This is a genomic window from Kitasatospora sp. NPDC032757, assembly GCF_055579305.1.
The window spans coordinates 524,774-540,385 of sequence record NZ_JBVINN010000001.1 but is presented as its reverse complement, the minus strand read 5'-3'; the positions used below and the strand labels follow the sequence as shown (position 1 = coordinate 540,385).

General features: G+C 72.0%; 13 protein-coding genes. 10 read left to right on the top strand and 3 right to left on the bottom strand.

All coding sequences use genetic code 11. From position 1 onward, the window contains the following. Positions 1–2 precede the first annotated feature (2 nt). The 3 genes from secF (at position 3) to ACZ5WK_RS02395 (ending at position 4,352) form a co-directional block, all read left to right on the top strand. Positions 3–1,109, top strand: a complete 1,107-nt coding sequence (gene secF / locus ACZ5WK_RS02405) for a protein translocase subunit SecF (RefSeq protein WP_465544109.1) — start codon at positions 3–5, stop codon at positions 1,107–1,109. Positions 1,110–1,135: 26 nt separating this feature from the next. Beyond that, the gene (locus tag ACZ5WK_RS02400; protein WP_396321684.1) at positions 1,136–1,687 is read left to right on the top strand and encodes an adenine phosphoribosyltransferase; all 552 of its coding nucleotides are present in this window, start codon (positions 1,136–1,138) and stop codon (positions 1,685–1,687) included. A 247-nt stretch (positions 1,688–1,934) separates the two neighbouring features. Beyond that, complete coding sequence (locus tag ACZ5WK_RS02395; protein WP_465544355.1) at positions 1,935–4,352, top strand: RelA/SpoT family protein; 2,418 nt, start codon at positions 1,935–1,937, stop codon at positions 4,350–4,352. A 70-nt stretch (positions 4,353–4,422) separates the two neighbouring features. Here the strand turns inward: ACZ5WK_RS02395 and ACZ5WK_RS02390 are convergent, their stop codons facing one another. Further along, positions 4,423–5,652 carry a DUF349 domain-containing protein gene (locus ACZ5WK_RS02390; protein ID WP_465544107.1) on the bottom strand — a complete coding sequence of 410 codons (1,230 nt, stop codon included), beginning with the start codon at positions 5,650–5,652 and terminating at the stop codon, positions 4,423–4,425. A gap of 262 nt (positions 5,653–5,914) precedes the next feature. Continuing rightward, positions 5,915–6,751, bottom strand: coding sequence for a peptidylprolyl isomerase (locus tag ACZ5WK_RS02385; RefSeq protein WP_465544105.1), 837 nt, complete (start codon positions 6,749–6,751; stop codon positions 5,915–5,917). 243 nt (positions 6,752–6,994) lie between these two features. Between ACZ5WK_RS02385 and ACZ5WK_RS02380 the strand changes: the two genes are divergently transcribed. From ACZ5WK_RS02380 to ACZ5WK_RS02365, 4 genes are all read left to right on the top strand, one after another. Further along, positions 6,995–7,702, top strand: coding sequence for an MBL fold metallo-hydrolase (locus ACZ5WK_RS02380; RefSeq protein ID WP_465544103.1), 708 nt, complete (start codon positions 6,995–6,997; stop codon positions 7,700–7,702). Between the two features lie 11 nt (positions 7,703–7,713). After that, positions 7,714–8,976 carry a histidine--tRNA ligase gene (gene hisS / locus ACZ5WK_RS02375; protein WP_465544101.1) on the top strand — a complete coding sequence of 421 codons (1,263 nt, stop codon included), beginning with the start codon at positions 7,714–7,716 and terminating at the stop codon, positions 8,974–8,976. Further along, on the top strand, positions 8,973–10,775 hold the full coding sequence (gene aspS / locus ACZ5WK_RS02370) for an aspartate--tRNA ligase (RefSeq protein ID WP_465544099.1): 1,803 nt from the start codon (positions 8,973–8,975) through the stop codon (positions 10,773–10,775). The genes hisS and aspS overlap by 4 nt, the downstream gene beginning before the upstream one ends. A 93-nt stretch (positions 10,776–10,868) precedes the next feature. Further along, positions 10,869–11,375, top strand: a complete 507-nt coding sequence (locus tag ACZ5WK_RS02365; RefSeq protein ID WP_465544097.1) for a GNAT family N-acetyltransferase — start codon at positions 10,869–10,871, stop codon at positions 11,373–11,375. Here the strand turns inward: ACZ5WK_RS02365 and ACZ5WK_RS02360 are convergent. Continuing rightward, positions 11,372–12,313 carry a LysR family transcriptional regulator gene (locus ACZ5WK_RS02360; protein ID WP_465544095.1) on the bottom strand — a complete coding sequence of 314 codons (942 nt, stop codon included), beginning with the start codon at positions 12,311–12,313 and terminating at the stop codon, positions 11,372–11,374. The two genes, ACZ5WK_RS02365 and ACZ5WK_RS02360, sit on opposite strands and share 4 nt — an antisense overlap. Positions 12,314–12,518: 205 nt before the next feature. Between ACZ5WK_RS02360 and ppk2 the strand changes: the two genes are divergently transcribed. The 3 genes from ppk2 (at position 12,519) to ACZ5WK_RS02345 (ending at position 15,477) form a co-directional block, all read left to right on the top strand. Continuing rightward, complete coding sequence (gene ppk2, locus ACZ5WK_RS02355; RefSeq protein ID WP_465544093.1) at positions 12,519–13,346, top strand: polyphosphate kinase 2; 828 nt, start codon at positions 12,519–12,521, stop codon at positions 13,344–13,346. 118 nt (positions 13,347–13,464) lie between these two features. After that, positions 13,465–14,079 (top strand): antibiotic biosynthesis monooxygenase, encoded by a 615-nt coding sequence (locus tag ACZ5WK_RS02350; protein ID WP_465544091.1) that lies wholly within the window; start codon positions 13,465–13,467, stop codon positions 14,077–14,079. A 48-nt stretch (positions 14,080–14,127) separates the two neighbouring features. Continuing rightward, positions 14,128–15,477, top strand: coding sequence for a replication-associated recombination protein A (locus tag ACZ5WK_RS02345; RefSeq protein ID WP_465544089.1), 1,350 nt, complete (start codon positions 14,128–14,130; stop codon positions 15,475–15,477). Positions 15,478–15,612: the final 135 nt, after the last annotated feature.

Sequence of the window (15,612 nt, the reverse complement as noted above, 5' to 3'; positions counted from 1 at the left end):
CCGTGTCACGCTTCTCCAATCTGGGCCACCGGCTCTACCAGGGCGAGGTCAGCTTCGACTTCGTCGGTCGCCGCAAGCTCTGGTACAGCATCTCCGGTGTGATCGTGCTGGTCGCGGCGGTCGGTCTGGCCCTGGGCCTGAAACTCGGCATCGAGTTCAAGGGCGGTTCGGTCTACACCGTCTCCAAGCCCGGGCTGAGCATCTCGCAGACGCAGGAGGCGGTGGACAAGATCGTCCACTCGCACCCGCTGGTGCAGTCCGTGGACAACGGCAAGAAGTTCCGCATCCAGGTCTCCTCCGAGGAGAACGTCAGCTCGTCGGTCTTCACCGACAAGCTGTCCAAGGAGCTCGGCGTTCCGCTCCAGGAGATCGACACCCAGGTGATCGGTCCCAGCTGGGGTGAGCAGATCTCCAGCAAGGCCCTCACCGGCCTGATCATCTTCATGGTCCTGGTGACGGCCTACCTGGCGATCGCCTTCGAGTGGCGGATGGCGGTGGCGGCCCTGGTCGCCCTCATCCACGACCTCCTGATCACCATCGGGGTCTACGCCCTGGTGGGCTTCGAGGTCACCCCCGGTACGGTGATCGGCTTCCTGACCATCCTCGGGTACTCGCTCTACGACACGGTCGTCGTCTTCGACACCGTGAAGGAGAACACCAAGGGGCTCACCAAGCAGAACAGGCTCACCTACAGCGAGGCGGCCAACGCGGGCCTCAACCAGACCCTGGTGCGCTCGCTCAACACCACGGTGGTCGCCCTGCTCCCGGTGGCGGCGCTGCTGTTCATCGGTGGCGGCATCCTGGGCGCCGGCACGCTGAACGACATCTCGCTCGCGCTGTTCATCGGCCTCGCCGCCGGTGCCTACTCCTCGATCTGCGTCGCCACCCCGCTGCTGGCGCAGCTCAAGGAGGAGCAGCCCGACATGAAGGCGCTGGCCAAGCGGGTCGCCCAGCGGCGCGCCGCGGACGCCAAGGCCGCGGCCGAGGGCGGGGACGGAACGCCGGAGGGTGAGGAGTTCGCCGACGGCGACCTTCCGGCGGGTATGGTCGGTCAGCGCGGCCGGGCGGGCGGCACCCGTGCCAAGGGCCGTCCGTCCACCAAGCGCTGACCTCCGACCGACCGTAAGGACACTTCGTGACCACCGCCGACACCGCACTGGCCGAGCTGCTGAACAGCCGGATCCGGGATGTCCCGGACTACCCGAAGCCGGGTGTGCTGTTCAAGGACATCGCGCCGCTGCTCGCCGACGCCGAGGCCTTCGCGGCCCTCACCCGGGCGCTGGCGGAGCGGGCGACGGCCCTCGGTGCGACCAAGGTGGTGGGCCTGGAGGCGCGCGGCTTCGTGCTGGCGGCCCCGGCGGCCTTCGCGGCCGGGCTCGGCTTCGTGCCGATCCGCAAGCAGGGCAAGCTGCCCGGCGAGGTGTTCCGCCGCTCGTACGAGCTGGAGTACGGCCAGGCGACGCTGGAGGTGCAGTGCGACGCCTTCGCGCCCGGTGAGCGGGTGCTGGTGGTGGACGACGTGCTGGCCACGGGCGGGACCATCGGGGCCTCGCTGGACCTGGTGAAGGAGGCCGGCGCCGAGCTGGCGGGCGTCGTGGTGCTGATGGAGCTGGGCTTCCTGGACGGCCGCGAGCGGCTCTCCGGGCACCTGGGCACCGCCCCGCTGGAGACGCTGGTCACGGTCTGAGAAGCGGTCCGGAGAACGGGCCGGGGAGCGGGCCGGGAGACGGGCCGAGGCACGGACGAGGGCGGCGGTCGGATCATCCGACCGCCGCCCTTCGCGTGCCCGGAGCGTGTCCGGGCCCGGGCGGCTGAACACCGGAGCGCCCGGCTCGGTACCATGAAGATTCATCCCCTCCCGGTTGTCCGCGTTGGTGGCAGCCGTACGGGGGGTCGGCCCGGTGCCCCGAGGAGTGTCCTTGCCCGACGAGGTTGTGCCCACGGCCGCAGCGGCCGCCCCCGAAGACCGTCCCACGCCCTCGGGGGCCACCCCGGCACGTCCGGCGCCGACCTCCTCGCGTCCGGTGGCTCCCGCGAGCCGCCCGTCCTCCTCCGGCGGCATGCGCGCCCGCCTGGCCCGCCTCGGCGGCCAGCGCTCCAGCGTGCTCAACCCCGTTCTGGAGCCGCTGTTCCGCTCGATCCGGGCCAACGACCCCAAGGCCGACCCGGCGCTGCTGCGGGACATCGAGAAGGCGTACGCGGTCGCCGAGAAGTGGCACCGCGGGCAGAAGCGCAAGAGCGGCGACCCGTACATCACCCACCCGCTCGCGGTCGCGACCATCCTGGCCGAGCTGGGCATGGACGCCCCGACCCTGATGGCCGGGCTGCTGCACGACACCGTCGAGGACACCGACTACGGCCTGGAGACCCTGCGCAGGGACTTCGGCGACTCGGTGGCCCTGCTGGTCGACGGCGTCACCAAGCTGGACCGGGTGAAGTTCGGCGAGGCCGCGCAGGCCGAGACCGTCCGCAAGATGGTCGTCGCGATGGCCAAGGACCCGCGCGTCCTGGTGATCAAGCTGGCCGACCGCCTGCACAACATGCGCACCATGCGCTACCTCAAGCGGGAGAAGCAGGAGAAGAAGGCCCGCGAGACGCTGGAGATCTACGCCCCGCTGGCGCACCGGCTGGGCATGAACACCATCAAGTGGGAGCTGGAGGACCTCGCCTTCGCGATCCTCTACCCCAAGATGTACGACGAGATCGTCCGCCTGGTCGCCGAGCGCGCGCCCAAGCGGGACGAGTACCTGGCGACCGTGATCGACCAGGTCCAGGGCGACCTGCGCGGCGCCCGGATCACCGCGTCCGTCACCGGCCGGCCGAAGCACTACTACTCGGTCTACCAGAAGATGATCGTCCGGGGCCGGGACTTCGCCGAGATCTACGACCTGGTGGGCATCCGGGTCCTGGTCGACACCGTCCGCGACTGCTACGCGGCGCTGGGCACCATCCACGCACGGTGGAACCCGGTGCCGGGGCGGTTCAAGGACTACATCGCGATGCCCAAGTTCAACATGTACCAGTCGCTGCACACGACGGTGATCGGCCCCGGCGGCAAGCCCGTCGAACTCCAGATCCGCACCTTCGACATGCACCGCCGGGCCGAGTACGGCATCGCCGCGCACTGGAAGTACAAGCAGCGCGCGGTGGCCGGCGCCTCCAAGGTCCGCACCGACACCCCCACCCAGGCCCGCAAGGACGACAAGGCCGGCGCCGTCAACGAGATGGCCTGGCTGCGGCAGCTGCTGGACTGGCAGAAGGAGACCGAGGACCCGAGCGAGTTCCTGGAGTCGCTGCGCTTCGACCTCTCCAACAACGAGGTCTTCGTCTTCACGCCCAAGGGCGACGTGATAGCGCTGCCGGCCGGCGCCACCCCGGTGGACTTCGCCTTCGCCGTCCACACCGAGGTCGGGTACCGCTGCATAGGGGCCCGGGTCAACGGGCGGCTGGTGCCGCTGGAGTCGACCCTGGAGAACGGCGACAGCGTCGAGGTCTTCACCTCCAAGGCGGAGAACGCCGGCCCCTCCCGGGACTGGCTGGGCTTCGTCAAGTCCCCGCGCGCCCGTAACAAGATCCGCGCCTGGTTCTCCAAGGAGCGCCGCGAGGAGGCGATCGAGCACGGCAAGGAGGCCATCGCCCGGGCGATGCGCAAGCAGGGCCTGCCGATCCAGCGGATCCTGACCGGCGACTCGCTGGTCACCCTGGCCCACGAGATGCGCTACCCCGACATCTCCTCGCTGTACGCCGCGATCGGCGAGGGCCACGTCGCCGCGCAGAACATCGTGCAGAAGCTGGTGCAGGCGCTCGGCGGCGAGGAGGGTGCCACCGAGGACCTCGCCGAGACGGCCACCCCGACCCACGACACCCGCCGTGCCGTGCGCCGCCGGGCCAAGGGCGACCCCGGCGTCATCGTCAAGGGCGTCGAGGACGTCTGGGTCAAGCTGTCGCGCTGCTGTACGCCGGTGCCGGGCGACCCGATCGTCGGCTTCGTCACCCGCGGCAACGGCGTCTCGGTGCACCGCGCCGACTGCGTCAACGTGGAGGCGCTCAGCCAGCAGCCCGAGCGGATGATCGACGTCGAGTGGGCGGCCACCCAGTCGTCCGTCTTCCTGGTCGCCATCCAGGTCGAGGCGCTGGACCGCTCGCGGCTGCTCTCGGACGTCACCCGGGTCCTCTCCGACCAGCACGTCAACATCCTGTCGGCGGCGGTGCAGACCTCCCGCGACCGGGTGGCGATGAGCCGCTTCACCTTCGAGATGGGCGACCCGAAGCACCTCGGGCACGTGCTCAAGGCGGTCCGCGGCGTCGAGGGCGTGTACGACGTCTACCGGGTCACCTCGGCCCGCAAGTAGCGGACGGCAGGACACGACGAAGGGCCCCGGGTTCGCCCGGGGCCCTTCGTCGTGTCCTGCGGCGGGGGACTCAGCCGCTGAACTCGTCCTGGCTCTTGTGCGCCTGCTCCAGCAGGGTCTGGACGCCGGCCAGCTCGGACTCCAGCTTGGCGACGCGGCTCGCGTTGCCGGCCGCGCGGGCCTTGTCCAGGTCGGCCTGGATCTTCTCGGCCTTGGCCTCGAAGAGGCCGACCATGCCGGCGGCACGGGCCTTGGCCTCCGGGTTGGAGCGCTTCCACTCGGCGTCCTCGGCCTCGCGGATCGCCCGCTCGACCGTGTTCAGCCGGCCGTCCAGCTTCGGCCGGACGTCGCGCGGCACGTGCCCGATCGCCTCCCAGCGCTCGTTGATGTCGCGCAGCGCCGCCTTGGCGGCCTTGAGGTCGGTGATCGGCAGGATCGTCTCGGCCTCGGCCGCCAGCACCTCCTTGAGCTTCTGGTTGGCGACCTGCTCGGCGTCGCGCTCGCTGAACACGGCGGACCGGGCCTGGAAGAAGACGTCCTGGGCGCCGCGGAACCGCGCCCACAGCTCGTCCTCGATGTCGCGCTGGGCGCGCCCGGCGGCCTTCCAGCGCGCCATCAGGTCCCGGTAGCGGGCCGCGGTGTCGCCCCACTCGGTGGACGAGGAGAGCGCCTCCGCCTCGGTGACCAGGCGCTCCTTGACCGCCCGGGCCTGGTCGCGCTCGGCGTCGAGGGTGGCGAAGTGCGCCTTGCGGTGCTTGGAGAAGACCGAGCGGGCGTGCGAGAAGCGGTGCCACAGCTCGTCGTCGCTCTTGCGGTCCAGCCGCGGCAGGCCCTTCCAGATGTCCACCAGGGCGCGCAGCCGGTCGCCGGCCTCCCGCCACTGGGTCGACTCGGCGAGCCGCTCGGCCTCGGCGACCAGCTCCTCCTTGGCCGTCCGGGTCTCGTCCTGGGCCTTGGCGCGGGCCGCCTTGCGCTGCTCGCGGCGGCTCTCGATCTCACCGGCGAGCGTGTCCAGCCGCTTGGCCAGGGCGTCCAGGTCGCCGACCGCGTGCCCCTCGGCCACCTGCGCGCGCAGGTGCTCCAGCGCCGTCTGGGCGTCCTTGGCGGCCAGGTCGGTGGTGCGCACCCGCTTCTCCAGCAGGCCGATCTCCACCTCGATGCCCTGGTACTTGCGCTCGAAGTAGGCGAGAGCCTCTTCGGGCGAGCCGGCCTGCCAGGAACCCACGACGCGTTCGCCGTCGGCCGTCCTGACGTAGACCGTGCCCTGCTCGTCGACACGGCCCCACGGGTCGCTGCTCATAGCGCGTCCTCCACATGACGTCGCGCCCGCGCCGGGGCGGTACGCGTACGTCGTCCACAGTTGATGTGCGGCGGACCGATGAGTCCGCCGTCCCGTCCGCCGTGTCTTGCTGCCGAGGGTGACGGCCGGCGGGTCTGGGCACCCTACACAACGCCAACATAGGCGACCAGGCCCGGTGCTGTCCGCATCCGGGCCGGGCGATTTCGGGCCGGGGCCGCGCCCGCACGCCTCCCGGGCGTGCGCGGCGCGGCCCCGGTACGGGTCAACCCTTCGCGGTGGTAACCGAGTTGAGGGTGACGTCGGCCATCGGGTGGCCGTCCGCCCCACCCTCCAGGGTGCCCGCGGCGGCGATCTTCTGAAGCACGTCCAGACCGCCGGTGATCTTGCCGAACGGGGTGTAGTTCGGGTCCAGCTTGGTGTCCTTGTAGACCAGGAAGAACTGGCTGCCGTTGGTGCCCGGGCCCGAGTTGGCCATCGCCACCGTGCCCGCCGGGTAGGTCGCGCCGGTCAGGTTCTCGTCGGCGAACTTGTAGCCCGGGCCGCCGGTGCCGCCCGGGGCGGTGGCGCTGGCCGTCGGGTCGCCGCACTGCAGCACGAAGATGCCGCCCGTGGTCAGCCGGTGGCACTTGGTGTGGTCGAAGAACTGCTGGCCCGAGAGGAAGGCGAAGGAGTTGACCGTGTGCGGCGCCTTGGCCGCGTCCAGGGTGAGCGTCACCTTGCCGCAGTTGGTGTCCAGCGTCGACGTGTAGCTGCCGGTGGCGTCGATGCTCATCGCCGGCTCGGTCTGCCACTGCTTGCCGTTCGGCGCGCCCGGCGCCGGGTCGGTGCAGCCCTCGACCGGCTTGCGGGTCGGGGTGGTGGGCTCCCCGGTGGCGGTCGGCGCGGCCTGCGCGGTGGAGGACGAGTCCTTCTTGTCCTCGGAGTCGAACGCACCCGTGCCCACCAGGGCGCCGCCGCCCGCCAGCACCACCACGGCGAGCGAGGCCCCGATGATGGTGTTGCGGCGCCTGCGCGCGGCGTGGGCCTCGGCCCGGCGCTGCGCCTGGCGCTCGTACTTCTCGCGGGCGAGCTGCCGCCGCCGCTGTTCGCTGGTGACCACAGGCCGTGTCTCCTACATATGCGCTGGACTTGTGTACGGATGCTGGAGCGGATCATCGCATCCATCGATGGCCAAGTGTAGGTACCGCGGCTGTAAGAACGCGGTGAACCTGTCAGGACGGTTGGTCCTGTCACCCCTATCTGGTTCGCAACCGGACCCGGACCGCCGGTAGGCTGCGCTTACACCACCTCGTGTAGCCGCATCCCGTAGCCGCCACTGCCGACCGAGTCACGAAGGACGCGCGTGTTCATCGCCGGATTCCCCGCTGGAGCCTGGGGCACCAACTGCTACCTGGTCGCTCCGGCGCCGGGCGAGGAGTGCGTCATCGTCGACCCCGGCCACCAGGCCGCCCACGGCGTCGACGAGCTGATCCGCGAGCACCGGCTCAAGCCCGTCGCGGTCGTGCTCACCCACGGCCACATCGACCACATCGCCTCGGTCGTCCCGGTCTGCGGCGCCAAGGGCGTCCCGGCGTGGATCCACCCCGAGGACCGCTACATGATGGCCGACCCGGAGAAGGCGCTCGGCCGCTCGCTCGGCACCCAGCTGATGGGCGAGCTCACCGTCGGCGAGCCCGACGACGTGCGCGAACTCACCGACGGCAGCGTGCTCGACCTGGCCGGCCTGAAGCTCACCGTCGACCACGCGCCCGGCCATACCAAGGGGTCGGTGACGTTCCGGACGCCCGGCGCCGAGGACCTGCCCCCGGTGCTCTTCTCGGGCGACCTGCTCTTCGCCGGCTCCATCGGGCGTACGGACCTCCCGGGCGGGGACAGCGAGGCGATCATGCAGTCGCTGGCCCGGGTGTGCCTGCCCCTCGACGACGCGACCGTGGTCCTCTCCGGCCACGGCGGACAGACCACCATCGGCCGTGAGCGCGCCACCAACCCCTACCTCAGGCAGGCGGCGGGAGCGCAGGGCGCTCCGGCCGTCCCGCGACGAGGAATGTGACGGAAGAGAAGTTGAGCACCTTCACCGCCCCCAAGGGCACCTACGACCTGCTGCCCCCCAGCTCCGCGACCTTCCTGGCGATCCGCGAGCGCCTCAGCGCGCCGCTGCGCCGGGCCGGCTACGGCTACATCGAGACCCCGGTCTTCGAGGACGTCAAGCTGTTCTCCCGCGGTGTCGGCGAGTCGACGGACATCGTCACCAAGGAGATGTTCTCGCTCACCAAGCGCGGCAAGGAGGACCTCGCGCTGCGCCCCGAGGGCACCGCGTCGGTGGTCCGCGCCACCCTGCAGGCCAACCTGCACAAGCTGGGCAACCTGCCGGTCAAGCTCTGGTACTCCGGCTCCTTCTACCGCTACGAGCGCCCGCAGGCCGGCCGCTACCGCCAGTTCGCCCAGGTCGGCGCCGAGGCGATCGGCGCGGAGGACCCGGCGCTGGACGCCGAGCTGATCATCCTGGCCGACGACGCCTTCCGCTCGCTGGGCCTCGCCGACTACTCGCTGCTGATCAACAGCCTCGGCGACAAGCAGTGCCGGCCGCTCTACCGCGCCGCGCTGATCGAGTTCCTGGCCGGCCTGGACCTCGACGAGGACACCCGCCGCCGCGCCGAGATCAACCCGCTGCGGGTGCTGGACGACAAGCGCGACTCCGTCCAGGCCCAGCTGACCGACGCCCCCAGGCTGCGCGACTACCTCTGCGAGGAGTGCAAGGCCTACGACGAGAAGGTCCGCGAGCTGCTCACCGCCGCCGGCGTGCCCTTCACCGACGACCCCAAGCTGGTCCGCGGGCTGGACTACTACACCCGCACCACCTTCGAGTTCGTGCACAACGGCCTCGGCGCGCAGTCCGCGATCGGCGGCGGCGGCCGCTACGACGGCCTCTCCGAGATGCTCGGCGGCCCGGCGCTGCCGTCCGTCGGCTGGGGCCTGGGCGTCGACCGCACCTACCTGGCGATGGAGGCCGAGGGCGTCGTCCTCGACCTGCCCTCCACCACCTCCGTCTACGCCGTCGCCCTGAGCGACGAAGCGAAGAACGTCCTCTTCGCCAAGGTGGTCGAGCTGCGCCGCGAGGGCGTCGCCACCGACCTCGCCTTCGGCGTCAAGGGCATCAAGAACGCGATGAAGTCCGCGGACCGTTCCGGCGCCCGCTTCGCCGTGCTCGCCGGTGACCGGGACCTCGCCGACGGCGTCGTCCAGCTCAAGGACCTGACCACCGGCGAGCAGAACCCCGTCGCCCTCGACGCACTCGTCACCACCCTGAAGGAGAAGCAGCTGTGATCCGCACGCACGACGCGGGCACGCTCCGCCCGGAGCACGCAGGCACCACCGTCACCCTGGCCGGCTGGGTCGCCCGCCGCCGCGACCACGGCGGCGTGGCCTTCATCGACCTGCGCGACGCCTCCGGCACCGTGCAGATCGTGGTCCGCGACCTCGACTCGGTGCACGGCCTGCGCGCCGAGTACTGCGTCAAGGTCGTCGGCGACGTCCGGGTGCGCCCCGAGGGCAACGAGAACCCGGACATCCCGACCGGCGCCGTCGAGGTCGTCGTCAGCGAGATCGAGGTGCTCTCCGAGGCCGCCCCGCTGCCCTTCCCGGTCGCCGAGTACGAGCCCGGCACGGTCAACGAGGAGGTCCGGCTCCGCTACCGCTACCTGGACCTGCGCCGTGAGGGCCCGGCCAAGGGCCTGCGGCTGCGCTCGAAGGTCAACAACATCATCCGCCGGGTGATGGAGGAGAACGACTACCTCGACATCGAGACGCCGTACCTCACCCGCTCCACCCCCGAGGGCGCCCGCGACTTCCTCGTCCCGGTCCGCCTCCAGCCCGGCCACTGGTACGCGCTGCCGCAGTCGCCCCAGCTGTTCAAGCAGCTGCTGATGGTGGCCGGCATGGAGCGGTACTACCAGATCGCCCGCTGCTTCCGCGACGAGGACTTCCGCGCCGACCGGCAGCCGGAGTTCACCCAGCTGGACATCGAGGCCTCGTTCGTCGACCAGGAGGACGTCCTGGCCCTCGGCGAGAAGATCGTCGGCTCGGTCTGGCGCGAGGTGCACGGTTACGAGATCCCGAACCCGCTGCCCCGGATGACCTACGCGGACGCCATGGCCCGCTACGGCTCCGACAAGCCGGACGTCCGCTTCGGCCAGGAACTCACCGACCTCACCGAGTACTTCAAGGGCACCGAGTTCCGCGTCTTCCAGGCCCCGTACGTCGGCGCCGTGGTCATGCCCGGCGGCGCCTCGCAGCCGCGCAAGGCGCTCGACGCCTGGCAGGACTGGGCCAAGGCGCGCGGCGCCCGCGGCCTCGCCTACGTCGTCATCGACGCCGAGACCGGCGAGCTGCGCGGCCCCGTCGCCAAGAACCTCTCCGCCGAGCACCTGGCCGGCCTGGCCGACGCCGCCGGCGCCAAGAACGGTGACGCGATCTTCTTCGCGGCCGGCAAGCAGCGCCCCTCGCAGGAGCTGCTCGGCGCCGCCCGCCTGGAGATCGGCCGCCGCTGCGAGCTGATCGACGAGTCCCAGTGGGCCTTCCTCTGGGTCGTCGACTTCCCGATGTTCGAGCCGATCGAGGACGACAAGGGCGAGTTCCAGGGCTGGCACGCGGTGCACCACCCCTTCACCGCCCCGACCGTCGAGTCGCTCGCCACCTTCGACACCGACCCGGGCTCGGCGCTCTCCAACGCCTACGACCTGGTCCTCAACGGCTCGGAGCTGGGCGGCGGTTCGATCCGTATCCACCAGCGGGACGTGCAGAAGCGGGCGTTCGACGCGATCGGCCTCTCCGAGGAGGAGGCGGCCTCGCAGTTCGGCTTCCTGCTGGACGCCTTCAACTACGGCCCGCCGCCGCACGGTGGCGTCGCCTTCGGCCTCGACCGGATCGTCACGCTGCTCGGCGGGTACGACACCATCCGGGACGTCATCGCGTTCCCGAAGACGTCCACCGGCGGCGACCCGCTGACCGGCGCCCCCACGCCGATCACCCCGGCGCAGCGCCGCGAGGCCGGCGTCGACGCCCAGCCGAAGGTCCGCGAGGACGCGAAGGCCGACGCCAAGTCCGAGGCCCAGCCCAAGGCCTGACGTCCCATCGGCTAACCTTTCACGGCCCCGGACGGCGCACCTGCCGTCCGGGGCCGGTCCACAACGGTGTGCGACGGAGAGAGGCTTCCCCCCATGAAGGTCAGCACCAGAGTCGAGTGTCCGGACGACGCGCCCGCCACCAGACGGGTCCACATGGCCGCGTTCCCCGGCCCCGACGAGGCCGACCTGGTGGACGCGCTGCGCCGCGACCCCGCCTGGCTGCCCGGCCTGTCGCTGGTCGCGGTGGACGAGGCCGGCCTGGTCGTGGGACATGCGCTGCTCACCCGGCTGCGGGTCGGCGACGGCCAGGGTCTGGCGCTCGCGCCGGTCGCGGTCGCGCCGGAGTGGCAGCGCAAGGGCGTCGGCGAGCTGGTCGTCCGGGCCGCGCTGGCCGCCGCCGAGGTGGCGGGCGAGAAGCTCGTCGTGGTGCTCGGCGACCCGGGCTACTACGGCCGGTTCGGCTTCCTGCCGGCCCGGCAGCACGAGGTCACCGGCCCGTTCGAGGTGCCGGAGGCCTACTTCCAGGCGCTCGCCCTGCCCGCGTACGACGACGGCCCGCGCGGGCTCTGCCGCTACCCGGAGCCGTTCGAGGCCGTCTAGGGCGCCCGGTCGGCGCCGTTCCTGCGGGCGGGACTCCCGCCCGGCGGGGGGCCGACCGTCGCCCGGCAGCTCTGCACGAACGCGGCCATCGCCTGGGTCAGTTCCCGCTCCTTCGGCCAGTACAGCCCGACCAGGCTGGGGCTCAGCCCCCGCACCGGCCGGTACGCGACATCCTCCCGCGCCGCCAGCCGGCTCATCGTCTCCGGGGCGAAGCCGATGCCCTGGCCGCACACCACCGCGGCCAGCCACTCGTCGGTGTTGTGCGCCACCGCGCCGATCCGCACCGGCCGCCCCTCCCGCTCCCGGACCGCCAGCCAGTAGTCGCGCCAGTGCCCGGCCTCGTGCGGTATCGCCACGAAGGGCTCGTCCAGCAGCTCCTCGAAGTCGATCACCGCACGCCCGGCCAGCCGGTGTCCGGCCGGCAGCGCCGCGCACCGCGGCTCCTCGCCCAGCACCGCGACGTTGTAGTGCTCGGACATCGACGGCGGGGCGTGCCAGAGCGTCAGGTCGATCTCCCCGGTGGCCAGCCCCGAGGTGGGGTCGAACCAGTTGTTCTGCCGCAGCTCCACCTGCCAGCCCGGCATCCGCCGGGTGAAGTCCGCCACGGTGCTCCGGGTCATCACGTTGATCGTGCCGCCCTCGAAACCCACCCGCAGCGTCGAGCCCTGCTCGGCCGCCGCCGCCCTGGTGGCGCGCAGCGCGTCGTCCCAGTCCGCCAGCATCGGGCCGGCGCGCTCGGCCAGGGCCCGGCCCGCCGGGGTCGGTGCCATGCCCCGGCGGGACCGCTCGAACAGCTCCACCCCGAGCAGCGCCTCCAGCTGGCGGATCTGCTTGGTCAGCGTCGGCTGGGAGACGAACAGCCGGGCCGCGGCGGCGGTCAGCTGCCCCTCCTCGCAGACCGCGGCGAAGCTGCGCAGCAGTCGGGTGTCCACATCCATGCCCCAAGGTTATGGAACGGGATATTGGACCGGCCCGGCAGGTCTGCGACAAGGTTGATCACTCGGCCCTCGGGCCGGCCCACGGGGGAGCCCGGCAGCGGCGGTTCAGGGGGCCGCCGCTGCCGCTTCTGCCCCCGGCCTGCGGGCACGGGGCGCAGCGCCTACGGTGAGTGGTCATCAGTACTCTCCGGACGGAGGCACCCAGGTGGCAGTCAGGCCCGAGCGTGACCGAGCCCGCCCTCCGGAGCGGCTGCGGAGGAAGCCGTACGAGCGGGAGCTGCTGCGGCTCCAGAACGAACTCGTGAAGCTCCAGGAGTGGGTGCGCGCCGAGGGCGCCCGGCTGGTGGTCGTCTTCGAGGGGCGCGACGCGGCCGGCAAGGGTGGCGCGATCAAGCGGGTGACGGAGTATCTGAACCCGCGCATCGCCCGGGTCGTGGCACTGCCCGCCCCCACCGAACGCCAGCGCGGCCAGTGGTACTTCCAGCGGTACGTCGAGCAGCTGCCCGCCGCCGGGGAGATCGTGCTGTTCGACCGCAGCTGGTACAACCGGGCCGGGGTCGAGCGGGTGATGGGCTTCTGCACGGACGAGGAGTACTGGCAGTTCCTGCACCAGTGCCCGATGTTCGAGCGGATGCTGACCGAGGCCGGCATCCTGCTGCGCAAGTACTGGTTCTCGGTCAGCGACACGGAGCAGCAGCTGCGCTTCCGGGGCCGGCTGGAGGACCCGATGAAGCGCTGGAGGCTCTCGCCGATGGACGTCGAGTCGATCACCCGCTGGGAGGACTACTCGCGGGCCAAGGACGAGATGTTCATCCACACCGACATCCCGGACTCGCCGTGGAACGTGGTGGAGAGCGACGACAAGCGGCGGGCCCGGATCAACATGATCGCCCACCTGCTCTCCACCCTCCCGTACCGCGAGGTGGCCCCGCCCCGGATCGAGCTGCCGCTCCGCCCGCGCCCCCGGGGCTACCAGCGGCCGCCGCGCGACCTGCAGAAGTACGTGCCGGACCACGCGGCGGGGATCGGATAGCGCCTCCTCCGAACGGCCCCGCGGCGTTGCCGTCGGCGGTGCCGGAGCGTGCGATGGACGTGCCCGTGAACGCACGGACGCCCGCCGCGGCGCCCGCCGGATGTCAGGAGACCCGCCCATGTTCGTTCGCACCGTCTACGCGACCGGTGACCCGGCCAGGCTCGACCGGACCCTCGAGGGGCTGCGCGCCGAGGCGGTCGGCCTGCTGTCCGCGCAGCCCGGCTACCGGGGCTACGGCCTGTTCGCCAACCGGGAACTCGGCATCATCACCATGGGCTCCTGGTGGGAGAGCGAGCAGGCGGAACGGGACAGCGACGCGCAGCTGCGCGGGCGGCGCGCGGAGCTGCTGGCGCCGTTCGGGGGGACGGCCACCCAGGAGCACTGGGAGGCCGTGGTCGCCGCCCGGCCCGCCCAGGCCGCCCCGGGCGCCTGGTTCCGGCTGACCAAGTTCGACCTCGGCCGGGCGCAGGCCGACCAGGTGGCCGCCGCGTTCCGCGAGGGGGCGCTGCCCGCGATGCAGCGCATCGACGGGTTCCTCGGCGGCTCCATGCTGATCAACTCCGAGGACGAGCGCGGTGCGGTCGGTCTTCTCTTCGCCGACAAGGCCGCCCTGGTGGCCTCCCGCGGCCCGGTCGCGGAGGCCCGGACGCGGGCCGTGGCCGCCGGCGGCGCCGTCCTGCAGTCCCTGGAGGAGTTCGAGGTCATCCTGCTGGACCTTCCGCAGCAGCCGTAGCGGTCACGGCCGGGCGGGGCTGTCGGCGCCCTCGCATAGGCTTCCGGTGTGGACGAACCGGACCTCTTCACCGCCGCCGCCGAGGAACGCCAGGCCAAGGAGCCCGGCCGGGCCCCGCTCGCCGTACGGATGCGTCCGCGCACCCTGGACGAGGTGGCCGGGCAGCGGCAGCTGCTGAAGCCCGGCTCACCGCTGCGCCGCCTCGTGGCCGGCTCGCGCGGGCCGGCGGCCACCAGCTCGGTGATCCTCTGGGGCCCGCCCGGCACCGGCAAGACCACGCTCGCGCACGTGATCAGCCAGGCCGTCGAGGGGCGTTTCGTCGAGCTGTCGGCGATCACCGCGGGCGTCAAGGAGGTCCGCGCGGTCATCGAGGGCGCACGCCGGGCGGTCGGCATGAGCGGCAAGGAGACGGTGCTCTTCCTGGACGAGATCCACCGCTTCTCCAAGGCCCAGCAGGACTCGCTGCTGCCCGCGGTGGAGAACCGCTGGGTCACCCTGATCGCCGCGACCACCGAGAACCCGTACTTCTCGGTGATCTCCCCGCTCCTGTCGCGCTCGCTGCTGCTCACCCTGGAGTCGCTGACCGACGAGGACATCCGCGCCCTGCTGCGCCGCGCGGTGGCCGACGAGCGTGGCCTGGAGGGCGCGCTGGAGCTGTCCGGGGAGGCGGAGGACCACCTCGTCCGCCTGGCCGGCGGGGACGCCCGGCGGGCGCTGACCACGCTGGAGGCGGCGGCGGGGGCGGCGCTGGAGAAGGGCGAGGCGACCATCACCCTGGCCACCACCGAGACGGCGGTCAACCAGGCGGCCGTCCGGTACGACAAGGACGGCGACCAGCACTACGACGTCGCCAGCGCGCTGATCAAGTCGATCCGGGGCAGCGACGTCGACGCCACCCTGCACTACCTGGCCCGGATGATCGAGGCGGGGGAGGACCCGAGGTTCATCGCCCGGCGGCTGATGATCTCGGCCAGCGAGGACGTCGGCCTGGCCGACCCGACCGCGCTGACCACGGCGGTGGCGGCGGCCCAGGCGGTGGCGCTGATCGGCTTCCCGGAGGCGCGGATCATCCTCTCCCAGGCGGCGATCGCGCTGGCGCTGGCGCCCAAGTCCAACGCGGCCTACCTGGCGATCGACGCGGCGCTGACGGACGTCCGGCAGGGCCTGGCCGGCGCGGTGCCGCCGCACCTGAGGGACGCGCACTACGGCGGCGCCGGCAAGCTCGGGCACGGCCAGGGCTACCAGTACCCGCACGATCTTCCGGAGGGCATCGCGGCGCAGCAGTACGCGCCGGACGCGGTGCACGGCAAGGCGTACTACCAGCCGACCCGGCACGGCGGGGAGGCCCGGTACGCGGACATCGTGGAGTGGACCAGGGGCCGGCTCAGGGGCGAGTGACGGGTGGGGAACCCGCCGCGAAAGCTGCGGGTATACTCGTGCGGAGTGCCGTGTCCCGGGACGGCGGCAGGGGAGACCCTGACCGACCGGCCGCACCAGCGGGGCACCGGCGGTAGACCCCTCGCGGGGTCTTCA

Coding starts and splice junctions, on each gene's coding strand:
- ACZ5WK_RS02390 (WP_465544107.1), bottom strand. CDS start 5,652: ATGAGCAGCGACCCGTGGGGCCGTGTCGACGAGCAGGGCACGGTCTAC.
- ACZ5WK_RS02365 (WP_465544097.1), top strand. CDS start 10,869: ATGAAGGTCAGCACCAGAGTCGAGTGTCCGGACGACGCGCCCGCCACC.
- ACZ5WK_RS02360 (WP_465544095.1), bottom strand. CDS start 12,313: ATGGATGTGGACACCCGACTGCTGCGCAGCTTCGCCGCGGTCTGCGAG.
- ACZ5WK_RS02350 (WP_465544091.1), top strand. CDS start 13,465: ATGTTCGTTCGCACCGTCTACGCGACCGGTGACCCGGCCAGGCTCGAC.